The sequence below is a fragment of the Mesorhizobium sp. ORM8.1 genome (assembly GCF_053005525.2).
In genome coordinates, this window is record NZ_CM132600.1 from 1,384,790 (window position 1) to 1,410,318 (window position 25,529).

At 63.5% G+C, this 25,529-nt stretch carries 24 protein-coding genes, 1 tRNA gene and 2 pseudogenes; 18 read left to right on the top strand and 9 right to left on the bottom strand.

The annotated features are described in order from the left end of the window. Window positions 1-358: 358 nt before the first annotated feature. A pseudogene (locus tag ACVDG8_RS07315) lies at window positions 359-1,882 on the bottom strand (helicase HerA-like C-terminal domain-containing protein). Window positions 1,883-2,154: 272 nt separating this feature from the next. On the opposite strand from ACVDG8_RS07315, the gene ACVDG8_RS07320 reads away from it, so the two are divergent. From ACVDG8_RS07320 to ACVDG8_RS07335, 4 genes and pseudogenes are all read left to right on the top strand, one after another. Then, a complete protein-coding gene (locus ACVDG8_RS07320) occupies window positions 2,155-3,597 on the top strand; it encodes a methylmalonyl-CoA mutase family protein (protein ID WP_447254117.1) in 1,443 nt (480 codons plus the stop codon). Continuing rightward, window positions 3,594-5,713, top strand: a pseudogene (gene scpA, locus ACVDG8_RS07325) (methylmalonyl-CoA mutase). Before ACVDG8_RS07320 ends, scpA begins: the two are co-directional and overlap by 4 nt. Window positions 5,714-5,825: 112 nt before the next feature. Further along, a complete protein-coding gene (locus ACVDG8_RS07330) occupies window positions 5,826-6,008 on the top strand; it encodes an AbrB/MazE/SpoVT family DNA-binding domain-containing protein (RefSeq protein ID WP_455707605.1) in 183 nt (60 codons plus the stop codon). Beyond that, window positions 6,005-6,394: a type II toxin-antitoxin system death-on-curing family toxin gene (locus ACVDG8_RS07335; RefSeq protein ID WP_447254120.1), complete on the top strand. Its 390-nt coding sequence runs from the start codon at window positions 6,005-6,007 to the stop codon at window positions 6,392-6,394. The genes ACVDG8_RS07330 and ACVDG8_RS07335 overlap by 4 nt, the downstream gene beginning before the upstream one ends. Here the strand turns inward: ACVDG8_RS07335 and greA are convergent. Then, window positions 6,391-6,873, bottom strand: a complete 483-nt coding sequence (gene greA / locus ACVDG8_RS07340; RefSeq protein ID WP_447254121.1) for a transcription elongation factor GreA — start codon at window positions 6,871-6,873, stop codon at window positions 6,391-6,393. The genes ACVDG8_RS07335 and greA overlap by 4 nt on opposite strands. A 107-nt stretch (window positions 6,874-6,980) precedes the next feature. Between greA and ACVDG8_RS07345 the strand changes: the two genes are divergently transcribed. Continuing rightward, on the top strand, window positions 6,981-8,357 hold the full coding sequence (locus ACVDG8_RS07345) for a TIGR03808 family TAT-translocated repetitive protein (protein WP_447254122.1): 1,377 nt from the start codon (window positions 6,981-6,983) through the stop codon (window positions 8,355-8,357). Between the two features lie 36 nt (window positions 8,358-8,393). Here the strand turns inward: ACVDG8_RS07345 and ACVDG8_RS07350 are convergent, their stop codons facing one another. The 3 genes from ACVDG8_RS07350 to ACVDG8_RS07360 form a co-directional block, all read right to left on the bottom strand. After that, on the bottom strand, window positions 8,394-9,206 hold the full coding sequence (locus ACVDG8_RS07350; RefSeq protein WP_447254123.1) for a class I SAM-dependent methyltransferase: 813 nt from the start codon (window positions 9,204-9,206) through the stop codon (window positions 8,394-8,396). Between the two features lie 191 nt (window positions 9,207-9,397). Continuing rightward, the gene (locus ACVDG8_RS07355; RefSeq protein WP_447254124.1) at window positions 9,398-10,402 is read right to left on the bottom strand and encodes an asparaginase; all 1,005 of its coding nucleotides are present in this window, start codon (window positions 10,400-10,402) and stop codon (window positions 9,398-9,400) included. A gap of 26 nt (window positions 10,403-10,428) precedes the next feature. Beyond that, a complete protein-coding gene (locus ACVDG8_RS07360; protein ID WP_447254125.1) occupies window positions 10,429-11,595 on the bottom strand; it encodes an acetyl-CoA acetyltransferase in 1,167 nt (388 codons plus the stop codon). Window positions 11,596-11,784: 189 nt separating this feature from the next. On the opposite strand from ACVDG8_RS07360, the gene betI reads away from it, so the two are divergent. The 7 genes from betI to ACVDG8_RS07395 all read left to right on the top strand — a co-directional run bounded on the left by betI (window position 11,785) and on the right by ACVDG8_RS07395 (window position 18,689). Then, complete coding sequence (gene betI, locus ACVDG8_RS07365; protein WP_447254126.1) at window positions 11,785-12,375, top strand: transcriptional regulator BetI; 591 nt, start codon at window positions 11,785-11,787, stop codon at window positions 12,373-12,375. After that, window positions 12,372-13,901, top strand: a complete 1,530-nt coding sequence (betC, locus tag ACVDG8_RS07370; protein ID WP_447254127.1) for a choline-sulfatase — start codon at window positions 12,372-12,374, stop codon at window positions 13,899-13,901. The genes betI and betC overlap by 4 nt, the downstream gene beginning before the upstream one ends. Next, entirely contained in the window at window positions 13,898-14,902 is a 1,005-nt protein-coding gene (locus ACVDG8_RS07375) for a threonine/serine dehydratase (RefSeq protein ID WP_447254128.1), read from the top strand. The genes betC and ACVDG8_RS07375 overlap by 4 nt, the downstream gene beginning before the upstream one ends. Beyond that, the gene (gene betA / locus ACVDG8_RS07380) at window positions 14,895-16,547 is read left to right on the top strand and encodes a choline dehydrogenase (protein ID WP_455707606.1); all 1,653 of its coding nucleotides are present in this window, start codon (window positions 14,895-14,897) and stop codon (window positions 16,545-16,547) included. Before ACVDG8_RS07375 ends, betA begins: the two co-directional genes overlap by 8 nt. A gap of 51 nt (window positions 16,548-16,598) precedes the next feature. After that, the gene (gene betB, locus ACVDG8_RS07385; protein WP_447254130.1) at window positions 16,599-18,062 is read left to right on the top strand and encodes a betaine-aldehyde dehydrogenase; all 1,464 of its coding nucleotides are present in this window, start codon (window positions 16,599-16,601) and stop codon (window positions 18,060-18,062) included. Window positions 18,063-18,129: 67 nt separating this feature from the next. After that, window positions 18,130-18,387 (top strand): type II toxin-antitoxin system ParD family antitoxin, encoded by a 258-nt coding sequence (locus ACVDG8_RS07390; protein ID WP_447254131.1) that lies wholly within the window; start codon window positions 18,130-18,132, stop codon window positions 18,385-18,387. Next, window positions 18,387-18,689: a type II toxin-antitoxin system RelE/ParE family toxin gene (locus ACVDG8_RS07395; protein ID WP_447254132.1), complete on the top strand. Its 303-nt coding sequence runs from the start codon at window positions 18,387-18,389 to the stop codon at window positions 18,687-18,689. Before ACVDG8_RS07390 ends, ACVDG8_RS07395 begins: the two co-directional genes overlap by 1 nt. A 16-nt stretch (window positions 18,690-18,705) precedes the next feature. Here ACVDG8_RS07395 and ACVDG8_RS07400 read toward each other — a convergent pair whose 3' ends face one another. Continuing rightward, window positions 18,706-20,943: an AGE family epimerase/isomerase gene (locus ACVDG8_RS07400; RefSeq protein ID WP_447254133.1), complete on the bottom strand. Its 2,238-nt coding sequence runs from the start codon at window positions 20,941-20,943 to the stop codon at window positions 18,706-18,708. Between the two features lie 299 nt (window positions 20,944-21,242). On the opposite strand from ACVDG8_RS07400, the gene ACVDG8_RS07405 reads away from it, so the two are divergent. The 3 genes from ACVDG8_RS07405 to ACVDG8_RS07415 all read left to right on the top strand — a co-directional run bounded on the left by ACVDG8_RS07405 (window position 21,243) and on the right by ACVDG8_RS07415 (window position 22,384). Continuing rightward, a tRNA-Pro gene (locus ACVDG8_RS07405) sits at window positions 21,243-21,319 on the top strand. 222 nt (window positions 21,320-21,541) lie between these two features. Beyond that, window positions 21,542-21,787, top strand: coding sequence for a hypothetical protein (locus ACVDG8_RS07410; protein ID WP_447254134.1), 246 nt, complete (start codon window positions 21,542-21,544; stop codon window positions 21,785-21,787). A gap of 6 nt (window positions 21,788-21,793) precedes the next feature. Beyond that, window positions 21,794-22,384, top strand: coding sequence for an NAD(P)H-dependent oxidoreductase (locus ACVDG8_RS07415; RefSeq protein WP_447254135.1), 591 nt, complete (start codon window positions 21,794-21,796; stop codon window positions 22,382-22,384). Between the two features lie 111 nt (window positions 22,385-22,495). Here ACVDG8_RS07415 and ACVDG8_RS07420 read toward each other — a convergent pair whose 3' ends face one another. Then, window positions 22,496-22,993 carry a plastocyanin/azurin family copper-binding protein gene (locus tag ACVDG8_RS07420; protein WP_447254136.1) on the bottom strand — a complete coding sequence of 166 codons (498 nt, stop codon included), beginning with the start codon at window positions 22,991-22,993 and terminating at the stop codon, window positions 22,496-22,498. A gap of 254 nt (window positions 22,994-23,247) precedes the next feature. Here ACVDG8_RS07420 and ACVDG8_RS07425 point away from each other — a divergent pair, with 254 nt between their 5' ends. Then, a complete protein-coding gene (locus tag ACVDG8_RS07425; protein WP_447254137.1) occupies window positions 23,248-23,526 on the top strand; it encodes a PepSY domain-containing protein in 279 nt (92 codons plus the stop codon). A gap of 190 nt (window positions 23,527-23,716) precedes the next feature. Here ACVDG8_RS07425 and ACVDG8_RS07430 read toward each other — a convergent pair whose 3' ends face one another. Continuing rightward, window positions 23,717-23,920, bottom strand: a complete 204-nt coding sequence (locus ACVDG8_RS07430) for a hypothetical protein (RefSeq protein WP_447254138.1) — start codon at window positions 23,918-23,920, stop codon at window positions 23,717-23,719. Between the two features lie 10 nt (window positions 23,921-23,930). Here ACVDG8_RS07430 and ACVDG8_RS07435 point away from each other — a divergent pair, with 10 nt between their 5' ends. Then, window positions 23,931-24,284 (top strand): hypothetical protein, encoded by a 354-nt coding sequence (locus ACVDG8_RS07435; protein ID WP_447254139.1) that lies wholly within the window; start codon window positions 23,931-23,933, stop codon window positions 24,282-24,284. Window positions 24,285-24,457: 173 nt separating this feature from the next. On the opposite strand, the gene ACVDG8_RS07440 is transcribed toward ACVDG8_RS07435, so the two are convergent. Continuing rightward, the gene (locus tag ACVDG8_RS07440; RefSeq protein WP_447254140.1) at window positions 24,458-24,736 is read right to left on the bottom strand and encodes a hypothetical protein; all 279 of its coding nucleotides are present in this window, start codon (window positions 24,734-24,736) and stop codon (window positions 24,458-24,460) included. Window positions 24,737-25,020: 284 nt separating this feature from the next. On the opposite strand from ACVDG8_RS07440, the gene ACVDG8_RS07445 reads away from it, so the two are divergent. After that, complete coding sequence (locus ACVDG8_RS07445; RefSeq protein ID WP_447254141.1) at window positions 25,021-25,329, top strand: hypothetical protein; 309 nt, start codon at window positions 25,021-25,023, stop codon at window positions 25,327-25,329. Window positions 25,330-25,529: the final 200 nt, after the last annotated feature.

The window sequence follows — 25,529 nt, forward strand, 5'->3', positions numbered from 1 at the left end:
ACGCGTTTTCGGTTCCTTCGGCAAAACAATTCGTGATCAGGCGCATGGTTGGCGGCGCCGGCGAGCGTGCCCCCACGGCAACCATGCAAGAGGCACGATTTGGGTCATACGGTATTTCATGAAATTGCGGTTCGGAAGGGAAAATCTTTTCTTGCGCGAACTATGGCTTATTTGCCGCAGATTAGCCCGATAACTCTGACAAATGAGCAAGGGCAATTCCGTGGGCGGACCGATGTCTGATGCCGGCCGGCTTGCCTGGTGCTGCAAAGGCGCGGCGCGCATGCGCAAGGGTGCGACCGGTCGCACAATGGAATGCGCCGAAGGCCGGCCGATCAGATGAGCTTTACACCAGTCGCGGTTAGCGTCCGCGCGACAGGCTGCCCAGAATGCCGCGCACGATGGCGCGGCCGACAGAGGAGCCGACCGAGCGCACCACGGACTTGATCGCGGCTTCGGCGACGGTCTGGCGGTTGGAAGAGCGCCGGTTGCCTGTTCCCAAAACATCGTCGAAGCCGGGGATCGTCCAGCGCGAGCCGCCACTTTTTGCTGCGGCGCCTGGGCCTCGGCGTCCTGCGCCTCCTTGGCCTTCTTCTGCAGTATCTCGAAAGCCGATTCGCGATCAACCACTTGGTCGTACTGGCCGGCGACCGGGCTCTCGCCGATGATCTTGCGCCGCTCGTCCGGCGTAATCGGCCCGAGGCGCGAGGATGGCGGGCGGATCAGCGTGCGCTGAACCATTGCAGGGATACCCTTGTCTTCCAGCATCGAGACCAGCGCCTCGCCGGTGGCAAGCTGGGTGATGGCGGTGGCACAGTCGAAATCGGGATTGGGCCGGAACGTATCGGCCGCCGTGCGCACCGCCTGCTGTTCGCGCGGCGTATAGGCGCGCAGCGCATGCTGGACGCGGTTGCCGAGCTGGGCCAGCACCTTTTCGGGAATATCGAGCGGGTTCTGCGTGACGAAATAGACGCCGACGCCCTTGGAGCGGATCAGCCGCACCACCTGCTCGACGCGGTCGATCAGCACCTTCGGCGCGTCCTCGAACAACAGATGCGCCTCGTCGAAGAAGAACACCAGCTTCGGCTGGTCGAGGTCGCCGACCTCGGGCAGTTCCTCGAACAGCTCCGACATCAGCCAGAGCAGGAAGGTGGCGTAGAGCCTCGGGTTCATCATCAGCTTGTCGGCGGCCAGGACGCTGACCGCGCCGCGCCCGTCGCGCGTCGTGCGCATGATGTCGGCAATGCGCAGCGCCGGCTCGCCGAAGAAATTGGCGGCACCCTGCTGTTCCAGCACCAAGAGCGTGCGCTGGATGGCGCCGACAGAGGGCCTGGTGACATTGCCGTAGCGGGCGCTGAGCTCGTCGGAACGCTCGGCGATGTTGGCGAGCAGCGCCTGCAGATCCTTGAGGTCGAGCAGCAGCAGGCCTTCCTCGTCGGCGATGCGGAAGGCGATGTTCATGACGCCTTCCTGGGCGTCGGTGAGGTTCATCAGCCGTGACAGCAACAGCGGTCCCATCTCGGAGATGGTGGCGCAGAATCGGATGACCCTGCTCGCCGAACAGATCCCAGAAGATGACCGGGAACTCCTGGAACTGATAAGGGTCGAGCTTCACCTGCTCGGCGCGCTTGACCAGGAAATCCTTGGCCTCGCCCATCATGGCGATGCCGGAAAGATCACCCTTGATGTCGGCGCAGAAGACCGGCACGCCGGCATTGGAAAAGCCTTCGGCCAGGACCTGCAGGCTGACCGTCTTGCCAGTGCCGGTCGCCCCGGTGACAAGGCCGTGGCGATTGCCGTAACGCAGCAACAGCGCTTCCGCCCGCTGGTAGGAATCGTCGGGCTTGCGGCTGGCGCCGATGAAGATGCTGGTCTCGTCAGCCATATATCCGGTCTCCGCAATCCGTTCGTCGAAAAGCCTTTCCGAGGTATAGTGAGGCGAGGCCCAGGCGACAATGCCTGAGAACGGTGGCTGCCGAAATTGGCCTGCCAAAATCGGGCTTTGGCGCTTGCGCATTTTGCCTATGTTTGGCAATCGGTTGACGGGCCGCACCGGAACGTGGCCGGATGGCACATTGTGATATCCGCCGTGGGACCCTAGATTGGATCCTACTGGCTGATGTGCTTGGCCGATGCGGCCAAAGGATGAGGAGAGCGATGGGCGCCGGCGCCACGACCAGGGATGTCGACCTTCCAAACCCGGATGCCAAGCGCTGGCTGGCGCTGGCCGAGAAGGCGCTTGCCGGCGGCTCTTTCGAAGACAAGCTCGTTTCCCACACCGATGACGGCATCCGCATCGAACCGCTCAGCCAACGCTCCGCGTCCGCCGAACCCTTGCTGCGCACCAATCCGACCGCGCCATGGATCGTCAGCCAGCGCGTCGACGATCCGGACATTGCCCGCGCCAGCGCGCAGGCGCTGGAGGACATCGCGCAGGGCGCCACCGGCCTTTCGCTGGTCTTCGAAGGCGCGCCGAACGCCTTCGGCTACGGCCTGCCGCGCACCGCCGAGGCGCTGGAGACGGTGCTCGACGGCGTGCCGCTCAACCGCGTCCAGGTGCGCATCGACGCGCATCCCTGGAGCCGCGCGGTGGCCGACTGGCTGCTCGCCTTCCTGAGCAAGCGCCGCTCCGATCCGACCAAGCTCAATCTCTCCTTCGGCATCGACCCGGCCGCGATCTTCGCCGGCACCGGGCGGTTGCGCACCTCGATCGAGGCGCTGCAGGAATCGATGCCGCAGTCGCTGGCGCATTTCTTCGCCATGGGCGTGCCCGGCGTGCTGCTCGAAGCCGACGGCCGCGTGTTCCACAATGCCGGCGCCACCGAGGCGCAGGAACTCGGCACGATGATGGCCTCGGCGGTCTCCTATCTGAGGATGTTCGAGAAGGCGCGCCAGCCGCTGGTCTACGCAGCACCGTATATCGGCTTCGCGCTCAGCGTCGACCAGGACCAGTTCCTGTCGATCGCCAAGGTGCGGGCATTGCGCAAGCTCTGGGCACGTATCCAGGAGACCTGCTCGATCCCGGCCTCGACTGCGAGCGTCCATGCCGAGACATCCTATCGCATGATGACGATGGCCGATGCCGAGACCAACATCCTGCGCACGGCAATCGCGGCCTTCGCCGCGGCGACCGGCGGCGCGGATTCGGTCTCGATCCTGCCGCACACCATCGCGCATGGACTGCCGGCCGGCTTTGCCCGCCGTGTCGCCCGCAACGCGCAGTTGGTGATGGCGCATGAAAGCCACCTCTATCACGTCGCCGATCCGGTCAGCGGCTCCGGCGCGGTCGAGACGCTGACCGATGACCTCTGCGCCAAAGCCTGGGAGGAATTCCAGCGCATCGAAGCCGAAGGCGGCGTGCTCGACAGCCTGCAGCAGGGCTATATCCAGAACCGCGTGCAGATGGCCGCTGCCAAGCGCAACGCCACCTATCGGGCAGGCGAACGCGGCATCATCGGCACGACGCTGTTCCGTGCGCCGAAGGAGCGCCCGGTCGAGACGCTGCCGGCGGAACGCCGGCCGGCGCTGACCGAAGGCGTCGCCACGTGCGAACCGCTGTTTGCGGTGCGCATCGACCAGTCGATCGGGGCAGGCTCATGATCCCGGATTTCAGCGGGATCGGCTGGTCGGCGCCCAGGCGTGCCCCGGTCGAGCTCAAAGGCCAGCGGATGACGCCGGAGGGCATCGCGGTCAAGCACCTCTACGGCCAGGGCGACCTCAAGGGCCTAGCCGATCTCGACACCTATCCAGGCTTGCCGCCCTTCGTGCGCGGCCCCTACCCGACCATGTATGTCCAGCAGCCCTGGACAATCAGGCAGTACGCCGGCTTCTCGACGGCCGAGGAATCCAACGCCTTCTACCGCCGCAATCTCGCCGCCGGCCAGAAGGGCCTGTCGGTCGCCTTCGACCTTGCGACCCATCGCGGCTATGACAGCGACCATCCGCGCGTCGCGGGCGATGTCGGCATGGCCGGCGTGGCGATCGATTCCATCCTCGACATGCGCCAGTTGTTCGACGGCATTCCGCTCGGCGACATGACGGTGTCGATGACCATGAACGGCGCCGTGCTGCCGATCATGGCACTGTATATCGTGGCGGCAGAGGAACAGGGCGTCGCGCAGAAGGATCTGGCCGGAACCATTCAGAACGACATCCTGAAGGAGTTCATGGTCCGCAACACCTACATTTATCCACCGAAGCCATCGATGCGGATCGTGTCGGACATCTTCGCCTACACCTCCAGGCACATGCCAAAGTTCAATTCGATCTCGATTTCGGGCTACCACATGCAGGAAGCCGGCGCGACCGCCGACCTCGAGCTCGCCTACACGATCGCCGACGGCATCGAATATGCGCGCGCCGGCGTCGCCGCGGGCCTCGACATCGACCGCTTCGCGCCGCGGCTGTCGTTCTTCTGGGCGATCGGCATGAACTTCTTCATGGAAGTCACCAAGCTGCGCGCCGCGCGGCTTTTGTGGTCGAGCCTGATGAAGAAGAATTTCGCGCCGAAGGACGAGCGCTCGCTGTCGCTGCGCACCCACTGCCAGACATCCGGCTGGTCGCTGACGGCGCAGGACCCCTACAACAACATCACCCGCACGATGATCGAGGCGATGGCGGCGACACAGGGCCATACGCAATCCCTGCACACCAATTCCTTCGACGAGGCGATGGCGTTGCCGACCGACCATTCAGCGCGCATCGCCCGCAACACGCAGCTCATCCTGCAAAAGGAATCCGGCACCACGCGCATGATCGATCCGTGGGGCGGCTCAGCCTATGTCGAACGGCTGACGCATGACCTGGCGCGCGCGCGCTTGCCCATATCGAGGAGGTCGAAAGCCTCGGCGGGATGGCTGCGGCGATCGAGCAAGGTATCCCCAAGCTGCGCATCGAGGAAGCGGCGGCGCGCACCCAGGCGCGCATCGATTCCGGCGAGCAAATTCTGGTCGGCGTCAACGCCCACCGGCCGCAGACCGACATCGAAGTCGATGTGCTGAAGATCGATAATGCCGAGGTGAAGGCCAGGCAGTTGGCGAAGCTGCAGCGGCTGAAGGGCACGCGCGACGTTGGCGCGCTCGAAGATGCGCTCGCCGCGCTCGGCCGCGCCGCCGAAAGCGGCGAGAACCTGCTTGAATTCGCGATCCGCGCCGCGCGCGCCAACGCCACGGTCGGCGAGATCTCACTGGCGCTGGAAAAGGTCTTCGGCCGCCATGCGGCCATCGTGCAGACGATCTCCGGCGTCTATCGTGACGCGCTCGGCGATAATCCGACGGTCGACCGGCTGCAGGAGAAGATCGAGACGTTCGAGAAGAAAACCGGCGGCAAGCCGCGCATCCTGGTCGCCAAGATGGGCCAGGATGGCCACGACCGCGGCCAGAAGGTGATTGCCAGCGCCTTTGCCGACCTTGGCTTCGACGTCACCGTTGGGCCGATGTTCCAGACGCCGGACGAAATCGCGAGGCTGGCCGTCCAGCACGATGTCGACATCATCGGTGCCTCGTCCTTGGCCGCCGGGCATCTGACGCTGATCCCCGAGCTAAAGGACGCGCTGAAGAGGCTCGGCCATGGCGACATGCTGATCGTCGCCGGCGGCGTCATCCCGCCGCAGGACTTTGAGGCCGTATTGGCGGCGGGAGCGGCAGAGATTTTCCCACCTGGAACGGTCATCCCGGAGGCAGCGGATCGGTTGATGGACCGGTTGCTGGCCGATTAAGTGAAGTTATAATCTCTGTTGCAACACAAATAATGGTGCGTTATAATCAGCGTTGCAACAGGACATTTCATCATGAACACCACGATCTCGCAAGATCGGCAATTCCGAGGGCGTGATCCTGCCGAAGGACCTTCTCGACCGCCTGAACATGAAAACGGGCGACCAGCTGCAGATCGTCGAAACCGAGAAGGGCATCGCCCTTGAGCCCGTCGATGACAGTTTCGAGCGGCAGATGGAAGCTGCCCGCAAGGTCATGGACAAGTACAAGGTCGCGCTTCAGAAGCTTGCCGAATGAGCTGGCAGTTTCTGTCGCGTCGCGCCGTGGAGGCAATGCATGCCGAGCAGTTGCGCCAGCACGGCGGCGCCCAGGGTTTGAGGGATGAGAACGCCCTTGAATCCGCGCTCGCCCGTGCCGAAAACAAGGCCAACTATGGTGATCCGTCGATCGAAGATCTGGCGGCAGCTTATATTTTCGGTATCGCCAGGAACCATGCGTTCGTCGATGGCAACAAACGCACGGCTATGGTCGCGGCCGGCGCGTTCCTGATCATCAATGGGTACGGACTCACTGCCGACAACGGCACGATCTATGAATTCGTCATGGGTGTCGCGGCAGGCGAAATCGACGAGGCCGGCGCCGTGGCATTCTTCCGCGACCATACTGTCAAGCTCGAAGACTAGTTCTCGGCCTTGTCCGATAGCTTCACGATTTCCCATTCCTTGCCGTTGACCCTTACGGTTTCGCCGACCTTCTTGCCGAACAGGGCCACGGCCATCGGCGAGACATGGGAAATGCTGCCCTTCGTCGGGTCGGCCTCGTCCTCGCCGACGATCTTCCAATGCACTTTCTTGCCGTCGTCGCCTTCCAGCGTGACGCCCATGCCGAAGCGAACGACGTCGCTGCCGGGCTCCGGCACGGAAAGCTCGGCATTCTCGCGCCGCGCGGTCCAGTAGCGCAGGTCGCGCGACACCACCGCCAGGCGCTCGCGGTCGCCCTTGCGTTCGGCCTTAGCCAGGATGTCGCGCAGATCGGCGAGGTTCTCCTCGATCATGGCAAGACCGCGCTCCGTCACCAGATTGCGGTGCTGACTGATCGGCCGCTCGCCGACGCCGGCAATGGCGTTTTCGCTGTCTTCTTCGCGCGTAAAAGCTCTGCTCATTCAGTGAACTTAGGGCCGGCGCAGCGTCCGCACAAGCGATTTACCGGCAGGCCGGCCCTTGGCACGATTCCTGCGACAGGCAAGGCAAAACGCCAGGACCTGTGCCGATGTTGAACAGACGAACGCTGCTTGCCCAGACTGCCGGCTTCGCCGTTGCCGGGCTTTGCCTCGGCAAGGCATCGGCCGAGACGCTGCCCGGCATCGAGATGGCCGCCATGCGCGGCTCGATCAACGCCACCGAGCTTGGTGTGCAACCGGGCGCGCTGGACGACCAGAGCAAGGCTTTTGCCAAAATGCTGGCCGAGGCCAGCGAGCGCAATGCGCCGGTGGCGCTGCCACCCGGCACCTATCTTGTTTCCAACCTGAAGCTGCCGGCCCGCGTAAGGCTGTCGGGCGTGCCGGGCGCAACGCGGATCGTCTATGGTGGCAACGGCCATCTGATGATGGCCGAGCAAGCCGAACATATCGAGCTTACCGGCCTCGTCTTCGACGGCAGCAATCGATGGCTGGGCGACTATACGCAAGGCCTGCTCGACCTGCGCCGCGTCGCTCATCTGGTCATCGACAATTGCCAGGTGACCGGCAGCGGCAAGAGCGGGCTGGCGCTGGAACATGCCGTCGGCCGCGTCGGCCACTGCGACATTTCGGGCGCGGCGGATGCCGGCATCTATTCGGTCGAAGCTGGCGGGCTGGAGATTTCCGGCAACAATGTTTCCGACTGCGCCAATGGCGGCATCCTCGTGCATCGCTGGCAGGCGGCGGAGGACGGCACCATCGTCAGCGGCAACCGCGTGCAGCGCATCGGCGCGCGCAGCGGCGGCACCGGCCAGAACGGCAACGGCATCAATGCCTTCCGAGCCGGCAAAGTCATCATTTCGGGCAATGTCGTCTCCGATTGCGCTTTCACCGCGATCCGCGCCAACAGCGCCAGCAACCTGCAGATCACCGGCAACACCTGTTCGCGCTCGGGCGAGACGGGCATCTATTCGGAATTCTCCTTCGAAGGCGCGATCCTCAGCAACAATCTGGTCGACGGCGCCGCCAACGGCATCTCGATCGTCAATTTCAACGAAGGCGGCCGCATGGCGGTGTGCGCCAACAACATCGTGCGCAACCTGACGACGGTCGGCCCCTACACAGCCGATCCGCCCGGCTTCGGCGTCGGCATCAGCGCCGAGGCCGACACGACGGTTTCCGGCAACGTGGTCGAGAACGCGCCGCTCTACGGCATGCAGCTTGGCTGGGGGCCTTATCTGCGCAATGTCGTGGCGACGGGCAACGTCATCCGCAAGGCGGGCACGGGCATCGTCGTCAGCGTCGTCGAGGGCTCCGGCAGCGCCGTCATCTCGGACAATGTGATCGACGGCGTGAAGAACGGCGCCATCATCGGCCAGCGCTGGGCCGATCCAGTGACCGGCGACCTCGCCAAATCAAGCGACAGCGGCTACGCGCACCTGACTGTCGAGCGCAACAAGGTAAGCTAGGGTGCATGTGCGACGCGATGGAGGCGTTGCACCGCCCTAAGCAGAAGCCACGATTATGTGCGCCTGAATCTTGGCGGCAACCTCGCCGTAGCCATGTTTTTCGGCAATCGCGGCCGCGGCATAATCGGTCGCGGCTTCAAGTTTTTCCGGATCCCTGGCGTCGATTTCGGTTCGCAGAACCGTCCCCCGACAATAGGCCACCGCCGGAATGCGCGGCGACGAGGCGCGGCTCTGTTCGGCTCTCGTCTCGATCGCCACATCGGAGAAACCCGCGGCCTGCAGATCGCTACGGATCAAGCCCTTGTCGTGGTAGCCATGCGGCGTACGCGCCAGGAAGCGAGGCGGATCGTCCGGGAAAATCCTGGCGAGGGCGTTCGTGACGTCGTTGGCGAATATGTTTTCCTCGATGCGGTCCCATACGCTGAACAGGAAGCGCCCGCCCGGTTTCAGGACCCGCCTGGCCTCACGATAAGCTGCCGGCCGGTCGGGGAAGAACATCGCGCCGAACTGGCAACAAACGAGGTCGAAGGTTTCGTCCTCGAATGGCAGTTTCAGGGCATCCGCCTGGCGCCATGAAATGCGGCTATCGGGACCCTGGCGCGAAGCCGCATAGTCGAGCATGGGCTGGTTGAGATCGGTCACGACGTAGCTGGCGACAGGAGAGAGTTTCGGCGCCAAGGCGCGGGTGACGACCCCGGTGCCCGCGGCGGTTTCCAGCACCGCGCCAGGTGAGAAGGCCGCCATACGCCGCGCAAGATCCGCGGCGTATGGCTCGAAAATCAGCGGCACCATATGGCGATCGTAATTTTCCGGGATCGACCCGGCAAAAAGCTTGTCCGCTTCCAACATGATTGTCCCCCACCGCCCGCTCAAGTGGCGGAGGAGACTAGCACATAATGCCAGGGAGACCTTGCGTTAGAGCGTTTCACCGTTTCACGGAAACGGTGAAACGCTCTAACTCTTTGTTTTTACGCAATTCCGGACGGAGGGTTACGGCGAAGTCGCCGAACTTAACCGCTCACACTTTTCCTGGAATTGCGTTAGTTCAGCGCCGCTGTCGGCCGCAGCAGGCCGACCTTGGCGCCGATCCGGCTTTCGATTGGTGGACGGGCAAGTTCGCTGAGCTTCGCAGCCAAGGCTTCGTCCGACCGCAACAGCTTTGCCAGCACGGAAGCGACCATGACCTCGGCGGCGCGGGCGGCGCCGTCATCGCATTTCAGCGCGATGCCGAGGCCAAGTTCCGGGACCGCCGCGCAATACACGCCCTCGGCGCCGGTCTTGACGAAGATGCGGCCGGGCGCGGCCTGCATCAGCGCGACATCGGCCTTGCCGGTACCGGCGACGAGGAAAGGCTCGGCCATGCAGGCCGACAAAAGCCGTTTCGCCGCCTTGGCGCGCTCCGGCGCAAAACCTCTGCCCGTCGCCATGCGGGCAAAACCCAGCGCGAAGCTTTTCAGCGGCACCGCGTAGGTCGGGATCGAGCAGCCGTCGGTCGCGCTGTTCTCATCGCCATGAACGGCTCCGGTCACCGCCTGCATGACGTCGCGCACCATTTCCTGCAGGGCGTGGCCGGCCTTGACGTACCCCCGATGGGCGATGCCGGCATGGACACAGGTGCAGAGAAAACCGGAATGCTTGCCGGAACAATTATTATGGAGCGCATTCGGCGAGCCACCAGCGCGCGCCAATGCGATCGTGGCATCATGGCTCGACGGCCAATGCGCGCCGCATTCGAGCGCGGTCCGGTCGAGACCGGCCTTGGCGAGCATGGCCGTAGCCAGTTCGACATGCACGGGTTCGCCGGAATGCGAGGCGCAGGCCAGCGCCAGTTCGCGGTCGCCGAAGCCATAGGCGTCGGCGGTACCCGATTCGACCAGCGGCAGCGCCTGGATCGCCTTCACCGCCGAGCGCGGGAATACAGGGCGCGTTGTGTCGCCGATTTCCAGGAAGGGCTTGCCGTCGGCATCGAAGACCGCGACAGCGCCGCGATGGGCGCTCTCGACAATCGCACCGCGCAGAACTTCGACCAGAACCGGATTTGTCATGGATCCCCCGAAAAATCGGGCAGGTTCTACCTGATCCGGTCGAGAATGGAAACGTAGTTGGCCACCGCCGCGCCGCCCATGTTGAAGATACCGCCGAGCCTGGCGCCCGGCACCTGGATACCGCCGGCTTCGCCGGTCAACTGCATGGCAGTGAGCACATGCATCGACACGCCGGTGGCGCCGATCGGGTGGCCCTTGGCCTTCAACCCACCGGATGGATTGACCGGCAAGCGGCCATCCTTGGCCGTCGTCCCGTCCAGCGCGAGCTTGGCGCCCTCGCCCGGCTTCGCCAGGCCCATCGCCTCGTATTCGATGAGCTCGGCGATGGTGAAGCAGTCATGCGTCTCGACGAAGGAAAGATCGTCGAGCGTCACGCCGGCCTTCTTCAGCGCCTGGTTCCAGGCCTGCTCGCAGCCCTCGAAGGAGAGGATGTCACGCTTCGACATCGGCAGGAAATCCTGGACATGCTCGTTGGCGCGGAAGGTGACGGCGCGGCGCATCCTCAGCGCCGTCGCGGTATCGGTCAGCACAAGTGCTGCGGCGCCGTCAGACACCAGCGAGCAGTCGGTACGCTTCAGCGGACCGGCGACAAACGGGTTCTTCTCGCTTTCCTGCCGGCAGAATTCGTAGCCGAAATCCTTGCGCATCTGCGCATAAGGATTGTCGACGCCGTTTTTGTGGTTCTTGGCGGCAATCATCGCCAGCGCATCCGACTGGTCGCCGTAGCGCTGGAAATAGGCCTGCGCGATCTTGCCGAAGACGCCGGCGAAACCCGCCGGTGTCTCGCCGTCCTCGGGCAGATAGGAAGCCTTGAGCAGGTTCTTGCCGATTTCCGGGCCGGGCGTCGTCGTCATCTGCTCGGCGCCGACCACCAGCACGATGCGGGCGGCGTTGGCGTCGATGGCGCGGATGCCTTGCCTGACGGCCGCCGAGCCGGTGGCGCAGGCGTTTTCGACACGCGTCGCCGGCTTGAAGCGTAGCCGGTCGTCGGCCTGCAGCACCAGGCTCGCGGTGAAATCCTGCGGCGAGAAACCCGCGTTGAAATGGCCGAGCACGATCTCGTCGACATCGTCCGGGCCGATGCCGGCATGGTCGAGCGCTTCGACGGCGACCTTGGTGATCAGGCCCTCGAGCGTCTCGCCTTCAAGCTTGCCGAAGCGCGAATGCGCCCAGCCGACGATGCATGCGGTCATGGCAACCTCCGTTTGCCGCAACCTAGCATGTCCTGGCGCGGCACCAGTCTCTAATATTGTTCAACTGTGAACCGCTTTCCAGTCCGGCGGATGGGCCAGAGCGACACGATCGCTTGATCCGAGTGTCGATTTTTTTATTGATTGATCCGTCAATAAAAAATAATCATGTGCTCGAACCGGGCTCCCCACATGCCAAAAGTCGGAATGGAACCGCTGCGCCGCAAGGCGCTGATCGACGCGACGATCTCCGCGATCGGCGAGCGCGGTTCGCTGGACGTCACCATGTCGGAGATCGCCGGCCGCGCCGGCGTATCGTCGGCGCTGGCGCACCACTATTTCGGCGCCAAGGACGAATTGCTGTTCGCAACGATGCGGCACATCCTGGCCGAGCTCAACGCCGATACGCGGCGCGCGTTTCGCCTCGCCGCCACGGCACGCCAGCGTGTCTCGACCGTTGTCGCGGTCAGCTTCTCTGACGAGCAGTTCCAGGCCGAGATCATCGCCGCGTGGCTCGCCTTCTATGTCGAGGCGCAAAAATCGACCGAGTTGCGGCGCCTCCTGCGCATCTATGCGCGGCGGCTGCATTCCAACCTGATGAGCGGGCTGAGCGGCATCCTGCCGCGGGCCGAGGCCGACCGCGTGGCGGAAGCGACCGCGGCGCTGATCGACGGGCTCTATATCCGGCGCGCGCTGAAGGACGGCGTGCCGGACGCGGCTACCGCGATCGCGCTCATCGAAGACTATCTCGAAACCAAGCTCAAAGGACGGAGCCTGCCTTGACGACCGGACGACCGAATCTCCTGATCGTCATGGTCGATCAGCTCAACGGCACGTTCTTTCCGGACGGACCGGCCGACTTCCTCCACGTGCCGAATCTGAAGGCGCTGGCCGCCCGCTCGGCGCGCTTTGCCAACAACTACACTGCATCGCCGCTCTGCGCGCCGGGCCGCGCCTCGTTCATGAGCGGACAATTGCCGTCGCGCACCGGCGTCTATGACAACGCGGCCGAGTTCGCGTCCTCGATCCCGACCTTTGCCCATCATCTACGCGCCAATGGCTACTACACCTGCCTGTCGGGCAAGATGCATTTCGTCGGGCCGGACCAGTTGCACGGCTTCGAGGAACGGCTGACAACCGACATCTACCCTGCCGATTTCGGATGGACGCCGGACTACCGCAAGCCCGGCGAACGCATCGAATGGTGGTACCACAATCTGGGTTCCGTCACCGGCGCCGGCGTCGCCGAGACCACCAACCAGATGGAGTATGACGACGAGGTCGTGTTCCTGGCCACGCAGAAACTCTACCAGCTGTCACGCGAACAGGACGACGCGAGCCATCGGCCCTGGTGCCTCACCGTTTCGCTGTCGCACCCGCACGACCCCTACGTCGCGCGCAAGCAATACTGGGATCTCTACGAGCATTGCCAGGCGTTGGACCCGGAAACCGGGTTCATCGCGCATGACGAGCAGGACACGCATTCGCAGCGGCTGTACCACGCCAGCGATTATCCGTCGTTCGAGATCACCCGCGAACAGGTGCGTCGCTCACGGCGCGGCTATTTCGCCAACATCTCCTATGTCGACGACAAGCTCGGCGAGCTTCTGGACGTCCTCAGGCGGACGCGAATGCTCGACGACACCACGATCCTGTTCTGCTCGGACCATGGCGACATGCTGGGCGAGCGGGGCCTGTGGTTCAAGATGAGCTTCTTCGAGGGATCGGTGCGCGTGCCGCTGATGATCGCCGGCAAGGGCGTTCCCGCTGGGCTGATTGAGGCGTCGGTCTCCAATCTCGACGTGACGCCGACGCTGTGCGACCTCGCCGGCATCGACATCGCGGCAATCGCGCCATGGACCGACGGCCAATCGCTGCTGCCGCTTGCCAATGGCGGGCAGCGCACGGCGCCTGTTTTGATCGAGTATGCGGCCGAGGGTTCCTATGCGCCTCTGGTCGCAATCCGCGAAGGCAAATATAAATTCGTCCATTGCGAGCTGGACCCGCCGCTATTGTTCAATCTCGAAACCGATCGGCTCGAGCGCGACAACCTCGCCGACGATCCGGCGAACGCAGCGCTGGTGGCAGCCTTCATGGAGAAGGTACGGGCACGCTGGGACATGGCCGGTTTCGACGCGGCCGTGCGCGAAAGCCAGGCGCGCCGCTGGGTCGTCTATCCGGCGCTGCGCAACGGCGCCTATTACCCATGGGATTTCCAGCCGCTGCAAAAGGCGTCGGAGCGCTACATGCGCAATCATATGAACCTCGACAATCTCGAAGACAGCAAACGGTATCCGCGAGGCGAATGATGGCTGATATTCTGGTTCCCACCATCGACCATCTGAAACAGGCCTATGCCGTCACCTCGCTAGCGACGCAGGTGACGCCGCTGCTGGAATCGGCCGTGCTTGCCCGGGAGACGGGTGCCGCGCGCGTTTTCGTCAAGCCGGAATCGCTGCAATGGGCCGGCTCCTTCAAGGTGCGCGGCGCCTATTGGCGGCTGAAGCGGCTCACGCCCGGCGAGGCAAAGCAAGGCGTGGTCGCCTACTCCTCCGGCAATTTCGCGCAAGGGCTGGCCGCCGCCGGCCAGGCGCTCGGCATTCCCGTCACCATCGTCATGCCGGTCGATGCGCCGGCCGCCAAGCGCGACGCCACCGCCGGCTACGGCGCCCGCGTGGTGCTGACCGACCATGGCGAGCGCGCCCGCGAAGAGGTCGCTGCAGCCAAGGCGCGCGAGATCGCCGAGACCGAGGGGCTGGCCTTGCTTCATCCCTTCGACGATCCCGAGATCGTCGCCGGCCAGGCCGGCGCTGGACTTGAAGCGCTCGACCAGTTGGCGGCCAAGAAGACGCATGCCGACTTGGTGTTCTGCTCGGTCGGCGGTGGCGGGCTGATCGGCGGCGTCTCGCTCGCCTTCCATTATCTGTCGCCCAGGACCGAGATCATCGCGGTCGAGCCGGAAGGTTTCAATGGCATGGGGTCCTCGCTGGCGCATGGCGCGATCGAGACCATGCCGATCGGGCCGAAATCGATCTGCGACGGGCTGATGGCGCGCAAGCCCGGCGACGCGCCCTTCGCGGCGGTGCGTGCAGCCCGCGCGCGCGGCATCACAGTCGACGACGCCTCGGTGCGGCGGGCCATGAAGATCGCCTTCGAGCGGATGAAGCTGGTGCTTGAGCCGTCGGGCGCGGCATCGCTCGCCGCCCTTCTCGGCGGCAAGGTGGATGTGGCTGATAAAACCGTCCTGGTTGTGGCTACCGGCGGCAATGTCTCGCTCGCCGATTTCATGGCGCATATGAACAATGCTTGAAGCGGATTTCGTCATCATCGGCTCCGGCTCCGCCGGCTCGGCCATGGCCTACAGGCTGTCGGAAGACGGCAAGCATTCGGTGATCGTCATCGAGTTCGGCGGCACCGATATCGGGCCGCTGATCCAGATGCCGTCGGCGCTGTCGATCCCGCTCAACATGAGCCTTTACGACTGGGGTTTTGCCAGCGAGCCGGAACCGCATCTGGGCGGCCGCGTGCTGGCCACACCACGCGGCAAGGTGATCGGCGGCTCGTCCTCGATCAACGGCATGGTCTATGTGCGCGGGCATGCGCATGACTTCGACCACTGGGCCGAACAGGGGGCGGCCGGCTGGGGCTTCGCCGACGTGCTCCCTTACTTCAAGCGCATGGAGGATTCGGACGGCGGCGAGGATGGCTGGCGGGGCAAAAGCGGCCCGCTGCATGTGCAGCGCGGCACGCGTAAGAATCCGCTCTACGGCGCCTTCGTCGAAGCCGGCCGCCAGGCCGGGTTCGAACTCACCGACGACTATAACGGCTCGAAGCAGGAAGGCTTCGGAGCCATGGAGCAGACCATCCTGGGCGGCCGCCGCTGGTCGGCGGCCAACGCCTATCTTAAGCCGGCTCTCAAGCGCGGAAATGTCCGCGTGGTCAAGGGCTTCGCCCGGCGCGTGGTGATCGAGAATCAACGAGCCGTCGGCGTCGAGATCGAAGCTAACAAACAGATTCAGGTCGTTAAGGCGCGGCGTGAGGTGATCGTCGCGGCCTCGTCGATCAACTCGCCGAAAATCCTGATGCTGTCGGGCATCGGCCCAGGCGCGCATCTGCAGGAAAACGGCATTCAGGTGGTCGCCGACCGGCCAGGCGTCGGCGGCAATCTGCAGGACCATCTGGAGCTCTATATCCAGCAGAAATCGACCAAGCCGATCACGCTGAACTCGGTGCTCAATCCGTTCTCCAAGGCGCTGATCGGCGCGCAGTGGCTGTTCTTCAAGACCGGACTTGGCGCCACCAACCATTTCGAGGCCGCCGCCTTCGTGCGCTCGCAAGCCGGCGTCGACTATCCCGATATCCAGTATCATTTCATCCCCGCGGCGGTGCGCTATGACGGCAAGGCGGCGGCGAAGGCGCATGGTTTCCAGGCGCATGTCGGGCCGATGCGCTCGAAGTCGCGCGGCTCGGTGACATTGCGCTCGCCGGACCCGAAGGCCAAGCCCGTGATCCGCTTCAATTACATGTCGCATGCCGACGACTGGAGCGAGTTCCGCCACTGCATCCGGCTGACACGCGAGATCTTCGGCCAGCAGGCTTTTGATGGCTTCCGTGGCAAGGAGATTTCCCCAGGCAGCCACGTGCAGAGCGACGATCAGCTCGACGCCTTCATCCGCGAACACGCCGAGAGCGCCTACCATCCCTGCGGCACCTGCAGGATGGGCCGAGCCGACGATCTCGGCAGCGTCGTCGATCCGGAATGCCGGGTCATCGGCGTCGAAGGGCTGCGGGTGGCGGATTCCTCGATCTTCCCGCGCGTGACCAACGGCAATCTCAATGCGCCGTCGATCATGACCGGCGAGAAGGCATCCGACCATATCCTTGGCCGCACGCCGCTGGCGCCGTCCAACCAGGAACCATGGATCAATCCGCGCTGGCAGGTGGCGGACCGATAGGGCATTGTCGGGCAAAATCGCCCTGTTCAGCGAATTGATCTGGAGAAAGCCATGCGCGCCCAGCCAACGGCATCGCACTATGTCAACGGCCGTTACATCGAGGATGAGGGCGGCGCGCCGCTGCCGGTGATCTACCCGGCAACCGGCGAGGTCATCGCCACGCTGCATTCGGCGACGCCGAACGTGCTGGAGCTGGCGGTCGAGGCCGCGCGTGCAGCGCAACCGGCCTGGGCGCGGATGAAACCGGTCGAGCGCGGCCGTATCCTGCGCCGCGCCGCCGACATCCTGCGCGCCCGCAATGCCGATTTGGCACGGATCGAGACGCTCGACACCGGCAAGGCGATCCAAGAGACGCTGGTGGCGGATGCGCCTTCGGCCGCCGATTGCCTGGAATATTTCGCCGGCGCGGTCGCGACCTTCAATGGCGAGATGATCGATCTCGGCGGACCTTTTGCCTATACGCGGCGCGAGGCGCTTGGCGTGTGCGTCGGCATCGGCGCCTGGAACTATCCGATCCAGATCGCCGGCTGGAAGTCGGCGCCGGCTTTGGCCATGGGCAACGCCATGGTGTTCAAGCCGTCGGAGAACACGCCGCTGTCGGCATTGGCGCTGGCCGAGATCTATTCGGAGGCCGGCCTGCCGGATGGCTTGTTCAATGTGGTGCAGGGCTATGGCGATGTCGGCGCGGGCCTGGTCGGCCACGATGTCGTGGCAAAAGTTTCGGTGACCGGCTCGGTGCCGACAGGCCGTAAGGTGCTGTCGCTCGCCGGCTCGAAGATGAAGCACGCCACGATGGAGCTCGGCGGCAAGTCGCCGCTGATCGTCTTCGACGACGCCGATCTCGAAAACGCCATCGGCGGCGCCATGCTCGGCAATTTCTATTCGACCGGGCAGATCTGCTCCAACGGCACGCGCGTCTTCGTGCAGAGCGGCATCCACGACCGCTTCGTCGATCGACTGGTCGAGCGGACGAAAAAGATCCGCATCGGCGATCCGCTCGACCCGGAAACGCAGATGGGGCCGCTGGTCAGCAAGGCCCAGCAGGACAAGGTCGTCTCCTATGTCGAAGCCGGCAAGCAGGAAGGCGCCACGCTCGCCTGCGGCGGCAACGTGCCGGCGCTGCAGGGCTTTGATGGCGGCTTCTTCATCGAGCCGACGGTGTTCACCGGGGTGACCGACACGATGCGCATCGCGCGCGAGGAGATTTTCGGGCCTGTCATGAGCGTTCTGAAGTTCGACGGCGAGGACGAGGTCATCGATCGCGCCAACGACACCGAATTCGGCCTGGCGGCCGGCGTGTTCACGCGCGACCTGCCGCGCGCGCACCGGGTGATCGCCGAGCTACAGGCAGGCACCTGCTGGATCAACGCCTACAATCTGACACCGGTGGAAATGCCCTTCGGCGGCGTCAAGCAATCCGGCATCGGCCGCGAGAACTCGCTGGCCGCGCTGGCGCACTACTCGCAGCTCAAGGCGGTGTATGTCGAGACGGGCGACGTGGTAGCGCCTTACTGACTTGGCAAACTAGCGCGGCCAACTTATCATAAATTGATAAGACTGGATAATACCCAAGGGTAATGGCATGCCTGCAAGCTACAATATCGGTTCGCGCTACGAGGCATTGGTGCGCGAGCTCGTGGAAAGCGGTCGCTACGCGAGCGCTAGCGAAGTCGTGCGCGACAGTTTGCGTTTGTTGGAGGAGCGCGAGGAGCAGCGGCAAGCGAAACTTACAGCATTGCGTGAAGATATCCGCAGGGGCAGAGAAAGCGGCCCTGGCATTCCGGCGTCGGAGATTCTTGACCGGCTGGACGTAAAGTATCGCGATAAACGCCACAAATAATGGCTGTCACATTCTCACCCGCCGCAGCCAGAGATGTCGAGGAAATCGGCGACTATATTCATGGTGAAAATCCGGCAGCGGCTCGACGCTTTGTGACGGCGCTCAGAGGGCGGTGCGATCGCATCACCGACGCACCACGTGGCGGCGCGCCTCGCTATTCCTTGTTCCCGGATCTACGGTCTATCCCATTCCAGCATTATGTAATCTTCTACGTGGCTGAAGGCGACGAAGTTCGAATTGAACGTGTCCTGCACGGCGCTCGCGATATCGATGCCATTTTCGAAACGGACGATAGCGCTTAGCGGGCTGGCATCGACGTCACCCCTTCCCCGCCGTTCCGTCCAGATACTGCGTCAGCGCATAGACCAGATGGTAGAAGATGCTGGCCGGCACATCGGTCGCCAGCGAGCGGCCGCGTTCGTCGATGCGGTCGATCCATAGGCCGAGCGGCGCCGGGTCGATGTGCCAGCGGAACAGCCGGCCGACGCGCGCCTCGATCTCGGGCTTGAGATCCGGCCCGCCCGAGCCGTCGAGCGCGATCGCTGCCTTGATCGCCTCGGCCTGCGGCCAGCTGCGCGAGACCGTGTCGAGCGGCAGGCCCTGTCGCGAAACCGCGCCATAGGCCAACCCGGTGGCGCGGTTGAGGCCGTTGGCGATCGCCGAGGCATAAAGCTTGCGGGCAAAAGCGGGGAGTTCGCTCTGGCCGCTGCGGCCGGCGAAGTCGACAACCAGCGAAGCCCATTCGAAGTGATGGCCGGGTTCGGTCCAGTTGCCCTTCTCGCCCGCGGCAGGCTTCCAGCCTTCGTCGAAATATTCGCCCAACGTCCAGCTTTCGGCGTCGAAGAAATGGCTGCGGAAAAGATCGACGATGCGGGCGGCGCGACGCAGATAGGCGCGATCGCCGGTCGCCTGGTGCCAGGCGAGGAAGGCTTCAAGCAGGTGCATATGCGGGTTGGAGCGCCGCTCCCCGGCGCCGTCCGAGGCTTCGAGGAAGCCGGTCATGCGGCTGTCCTCCAGATGCGCATCGAGGAAGGCGAAGGTTTCCTCGCCAAGCCGCAGCGCGTCGGGGTGGCCCGAAATGTGGGCGTGCGCCAAGGCCAGAAGCACGCAGGAATGGTCGTAGGCGTCCTCGACCGGATCGGCGACCGAACCGTCGATGTTGAGCGTGCGCACCCAGCCGCCGCGTTCGGTGCGGCCCTTGCCGGCCATGAAGTCGATGCCATGGGCGATCAGCCGGTCGGCCGGGCCGTCCCAGCCGCGCTCCTTGGCGACCGCGAAGGCATAGACCTGACGCGCCTGCGTGCGCATGCGCTTGAGCTTCATCAACGGCGAGGCATCGAAGGTGAGCGCCTCGTGGAAGCCGCCATAAAGCTCGTCGACGCCCGAGGTCGACCACAGCGGCAGCGTCTCCTCGAACAGCCAGTGATGTACGCGCCGTTGCCAGGCGCCACTCTCGATGACGCGGTCCGGCGCCGGCGTGAACCTTGTCTCCAGCCGGCCGGATTTCTCCAGCTGCTCGACGATCTTCTTGACGTGCTGGCTGTGGCTGACCGGGGCGACAAAAGTGGCATCGGCCGTCGACACGATGGCGACATCCTTCATGCCGATCGCCGACAGCAGGCGGCCCTCGCTGCGAATATAGGAGTTCTCGCAATCGATGGCGACGACATCGCCGACGATGACATTGCCATGGCTATCGGATGGACCGACATCGAGCAGCGACTGCCAGGAACCGAGATCGTTCCAGCGGAAGCCGGCGGGCACCATTGCGATGTCGCTCGCCCGCTCCATGACGGCATAATCGATCGAGGTCGACGGGATCGCCGTGTAAAGTTCCAGCGGCATGTAGAGGCCGGACAAATCGCTGGTCGCCGCTTTATAAGCCGCTTCGGTCGCCTGCCAGATATCGGGCGCGAAGGCCGCGAACGCATCGCGCATCGCGCCGGCGCGAAACAGGAAAATGCCGGTGTTCCAATAAAATGTTCCGGCCGCGAGATAGCTTTGCGCCATGGCAAGATCAGGCTTCTCGACGAAGCGCGAAACGTCGAACACGCCGCCTTTGTCCGCCGCGACCTCGATATAGCCGTAGCCGGTCTCGGGCTGGGTCGGCTTGAGGCCGAACACCACGAGACGGCCGGCGTTTGCCGCCGCCGCGCCCGCCTCGATGCTCTGCCAGAACTTGTGCGGCGTCGAGATCTCATGGTCGGACGGCACCACCAGCACCAGTTCGTCGCCGAATTCGGCGAGCGTGCGCAGGCTGGCGAGCGCCACGGCGGCAGCCGTATTGCGCCCGGTGGGCTCGAACAGCGGACCGCCGCCGGAAAGATCGAGGCCGGCGAGATCGGCATGGACGCGCTCGGCGTGACGCTCTGCGGCGATCAGGAAGATCGGCGTTTCGCCGTCCGGCCGCGCCGCCAGCCGGCGCAAGGTCTTGGCCAGCATCGAGCCGTCGCCGGAAAAATCATGGAACTGCTTGGGATTGTCCTCACGCGACAGCGGCCAGAGCCGCGAGCCGACGCCGCCGCTCATGACGAAACTGACGATGCGCTGAGGCAAGACTCGGAACTCCAGGCGGCCGGGGCCTCGTTTTAGAGCAATTCGCGAAAAAGTGTGAAACGGTTTTCTGCCCTGAGTTGCATGAAAGCGAAGAGCCAGAGCGGTTCGCATTTTCGCGAGATGGCGAAGCGCTTGGCGGCTTCACGATTGGCCATGCAGGCTGGAAGTCGTGTTTCGCGGGCCGCCTGAATTTCCTGCCGTCCGGACCATCGCGGCGAAAGCCGGCGAAATGCGACAGAAGTGCTGCCATGGCGCTTGCAGGATCGGAAAGCGGCGGCTATAAGCCCGCGGTCTGGTCACGGAGTGTAGCGCAGTCTGGTAGCGCACCTCGTTCGGGACGAGGGGGTCGCAGGTTCAAATCCTGCCACTCCGACCAGAAAAAACAATAGGTTAGCGATGATATGATTCCGCTACCCCACAGATATCCCCACAGAAACAGATGCAGATCTGGGCAGCTCGGTGCAGGCGCGAACGCGCTTGACGCGCTTTCGAGATATCTTCCCCTTGATGCAAATCCGACCAAAGTGAATGCTGAGGTCATGGCCCGCAGGAGGCAATGTGGTGAGGCCGTATAAGACCAGCTGGGCGAGCGCAGCAGATGCAAACGTCAGAGAGGTGCTTAGAAGAACAGGCATCGCCGATTTCGCATCGGCGAGGAGGATCTGATTGGCCGGCTCCGCCGCAAGCCTGGCTGGCATGGTATTTCGATTACGCGGAAGGCGATCGCGAAGACGAGGTCGGCTTTCGTCTCGGCGATGAACGATTTGTCACCGGTGAGTACGTGTCGATCCAGCGCAACGGCGCCATGCACACCTATCAGGTGGCACGCGTCGAACGGCCTTAGTAGACCATGTCGCGACGCATCCTCATTGTGGTCGGATATCCCGATTCGTGCCCGGACCGGCTCTGCCGCGGTCTGGCCAAGGCCTATGGCGAGGGCGCCGAGATGGCAGGGCATGCCGTCCGTCGGGTCGACCTAGCAGCGCTTGATTTTCCGATGCTGCGAACCATGCAGGAATTCGAACACGGTTCGGTTCCTGACCAGTTGCGGGATGCAGCCGAGGCGATCGTCTGGGCAGAGCATATCGTCTTTGTCTTTCCGCTGTGGCTCGGAACCATGCCAGCCATGCTCAAGGCCTTTTTGGAACAGGTGATGCGGCCCGGCATGGCCTTCGCCTACCCGGACAAGAGCGGCGGCTTCACCAAGACACTGCTTCGCGGCCGCTCTGCACGCGTCGTGGTGACGATGAGCATGCCGTCCGTCCTCTACCGGCTGTGGTTCCTTGGACACGGCATCGCCGGCATGCGGCGAAGCATCCTCCACTTTGTCGGCATCAGTCCGGTGCGCGAGACCTTGTTCGGCATGGTTGCCAGCGCCAGCGATGCAACCCGCGCGAAATGGATCCGGCAGATGCGTGAACTGGGAGAACGCGCCGGCTAAACGCAACTCGATTGTCATCACGGCACGACAGCTGACTTCACTTCACGTGTAACCTTGCCGTCGTAAGACAGTCGCAGGTTCCGGGCCAAGCGGAACTCCCTGATACGGAGCTTATGGATGGACGGTAAATTCGGCCCACATGCCAGCTCCATAGTGACCTGGCACGTTGCAGATGAGCAGATATTTTCCAGCCTTCAGGTCGACGGTCAAAGTACCTGATTTGCCGGGATCAAGCTCCGAAACCTCACCCTTATCGCCCGCCTTGTCTTCGTCGACCCGGTTCTCGGCGTCAACATAAGGAAGCGACTTGCCAGGATCGGCAAGGTACATCACGATCATTTCGTGAACGGTGTCCTTGGAATCATTTTTAACATTGAAGGTCACCTCCCCGGCCTTCACCGCACCGGGCAAAGCCTTGATGCCCATGGTCGCCTTGGCCAGATCAAGGCCTGGCGTCTCATAGGCAAGGCCCATCGGCATCTCCATACTCGCGCCCTTGTCCCACAGTGAGACTTGAACAAGCGCGGCAGCCTGGACGGCGCCGGCATTGCCGGCCATGAGCATTGCGCCAGTGAGCCCGAGCGCCGCTCTCCTTGATTTGGCGTTCATTGGAATCCCTCCTTCAGGACGGAGCAGAAGCGCTCCCAATCCCGACCGTCATGCTGCTCGCCGTGTCAGACGCCGTCCTTGCGCCAGATCAAACCGACTGGCGGGAGCCTGATCCGCAGCGCCATACAACTGTCAGCCGGTTGTCAGCTTGAATTGATTATGCCGCACCGATGACGGTCACATCGCCGTCTGACCAAAGCCGATCCGCATCCCACCCACAGGCGCAACATCAGCGCTTTCAGAATGGAGCCACCATGTACCGCACACTTACGTTAGCCGCCCTGGCGGGATTGATTGCAGCGCCAGCCCTCGCCGCCGGCGGCAGTTGCAGCGCCGCGCCAAAATCGCAATTCAAGCCCAAGGCAACGCTCGAGGCGCAATTGATCGGCGAAGGCCTCACCGTCCGCCAGATCAAGGTGGAGAAGGGCTGCTACGAAGTCTACGCGGTCGACAAGGCCGGCAAGAAAGTGAACCTGGCCTACAATGCCGAGACCCTTGAAAAGCTCGACAATGCCGAAGCCGGCGAAAATTGATCTGAGTGTTTCAGCGACCGCGGACGCGCAACCATCTCCGGAGATGGTGCGCGTCTGGGACTGGGTGGTACGAAGTTTCCACTGGGCACTGGCGCTCAGCTTCGTCACCGCCTGGGTCACCTCCCATTCCTCCGAGGACATTCACCATTGGGCTGGCTATGCCGCCGCGCGCTGGTCGCGGGCCGCCTGGTCACCTCGACAAGTTCAGCCCAGACTTGCGGCGCGGCTGAGGCCAGTTCGCCGTGGCCATGGGCGCGCTGCGCCGGCCGCTGACGACGTCTTCGCCTTGCGCATTGAACAGAAAATCCACCCAGGGAGCAGTATCTCCATTGCTTGAATTTCTGGTGAACCCGACACCTGCGCCGGACATGCCGCCGGCGTTGCCGACGATCATCCTCTGAACGGTGACCGCGGTTCTTGGAGAGAACCATGCCCTGCTGAAATCCACGGCCACCACGTCTCTTTTGTATCTGACCGGCACGACAACGGCCTATAGCGGCGTCAACAACGTTTCGATCGACATGACCGGTGCCGGCGGCTCCTCCACCGCTATTCGTTTTGCCACATCACTGGCAAATGTCAGGATGGAGAGCTTGAAATTCACGAACTGCGTCGAAGCCATCGGCGACGAGACCAGCGTGTCGAATTTCCCCCAACGGACTGTCGGGCCGCAGAATGCCCTCCGAGCCCTCGTTCACCGTTGCCCGCTGTTCAGCACCACACGTGGCCCGTGCGTCTCCTGGCTGTCAGGCACATGAATGAGCAGCACCCTACTCTGTGGAGCCGACGCTTTATCTGTGTGTGGAGGAACGTGTTTTAGCAAGTACTGATATATAGCCGCCATTGGCCGGCTGACTCACAACAGTTTGGCCAAGGCCCGGCAGGCACACCGTACATGCCACCCAAAACAACGGACGTGGCTGTCGGCCCGCTAAGGGCGCGGCTTCCGCGCTCGCCGCTCCGGCGTCACCACATGATTGGTGAACTGCAGGTTCCTATCATCCCGGCCGGCGGCGCGGCACTCGTGGCAATAGATGACCTTGATCAGATTCCAGTGCATGCAGCCATAATCTGGCCCGAGCCGGTGCACCAGCTCAGCGACGTCGAGTAGTGCCGTGCGCTTACAGGTGAGGCAATAGACGGACAGACCAGTTCCGGCCTCCAGCTTCTTGCCTAACGTGTCTTCGACGAAGGGGTATTTATTCGACATTGGCGATCCTCGTGAATGGGCCGCCGCCGAGTCTGGAATATATTCGTGCACACCCTGCTGCCAAGAGGGCGATCATCCCTGCCGCGCCGGGCCGCTGAAATGGGCAGCTAAAAGTGAACAGGGCCCTGGATGGGACGGGTCTGTCCCGGAGCCAGAAGAGGGAGACTCCATCGCGGCCGGCAAACCATCCATGAACCGTGCCGCCCGACCGAACCGAATCGCAGGGAGATTGTTCCATTAGCATCTCCTTGTGAACAAACTCGCCTGTTCGGAGTTGATCCCGCATGGCAAAGGGCAGCATCAACATTGGCGATGAGGTCGCCATCACGGCAAAGGTGCGCAGGCGGGTCACAGAGGACCGGGTGAGCGTTTCGATCCCTTCCTATGGACAGCCGCACTCGATCCTCGATCGAACATCCAAAGTGACTCACGGTCAGGAGATCGAGCTTCAAGGCGGTGTCACCCGCGTCGATGAGGGCAAGGTGACGATTAATCTCGGGATTCCAGTCACCGTCGACATCGCTCACGTTCGCCTGATCAGTGCCTATGTGCCGCCCAAACGCAAGACGCCGCTCGTGGATAGGCCGACGTGACCAAGCCGTCCGAACCCGGGTCGGCGTGCGCCCGATCGAGCGCTATAACTCACGCATGCAAACCAGTACGACATACGATTCGGCAACGGGCACCTTCACCATCGTGAAGGACCAATGGCGAGGGACGTTCCCTATCGCGGACTTGCCGAAATGGCTCGCGTTCTATCGGCAGCAGCAAGAACGCTACCCAGCACACGCTG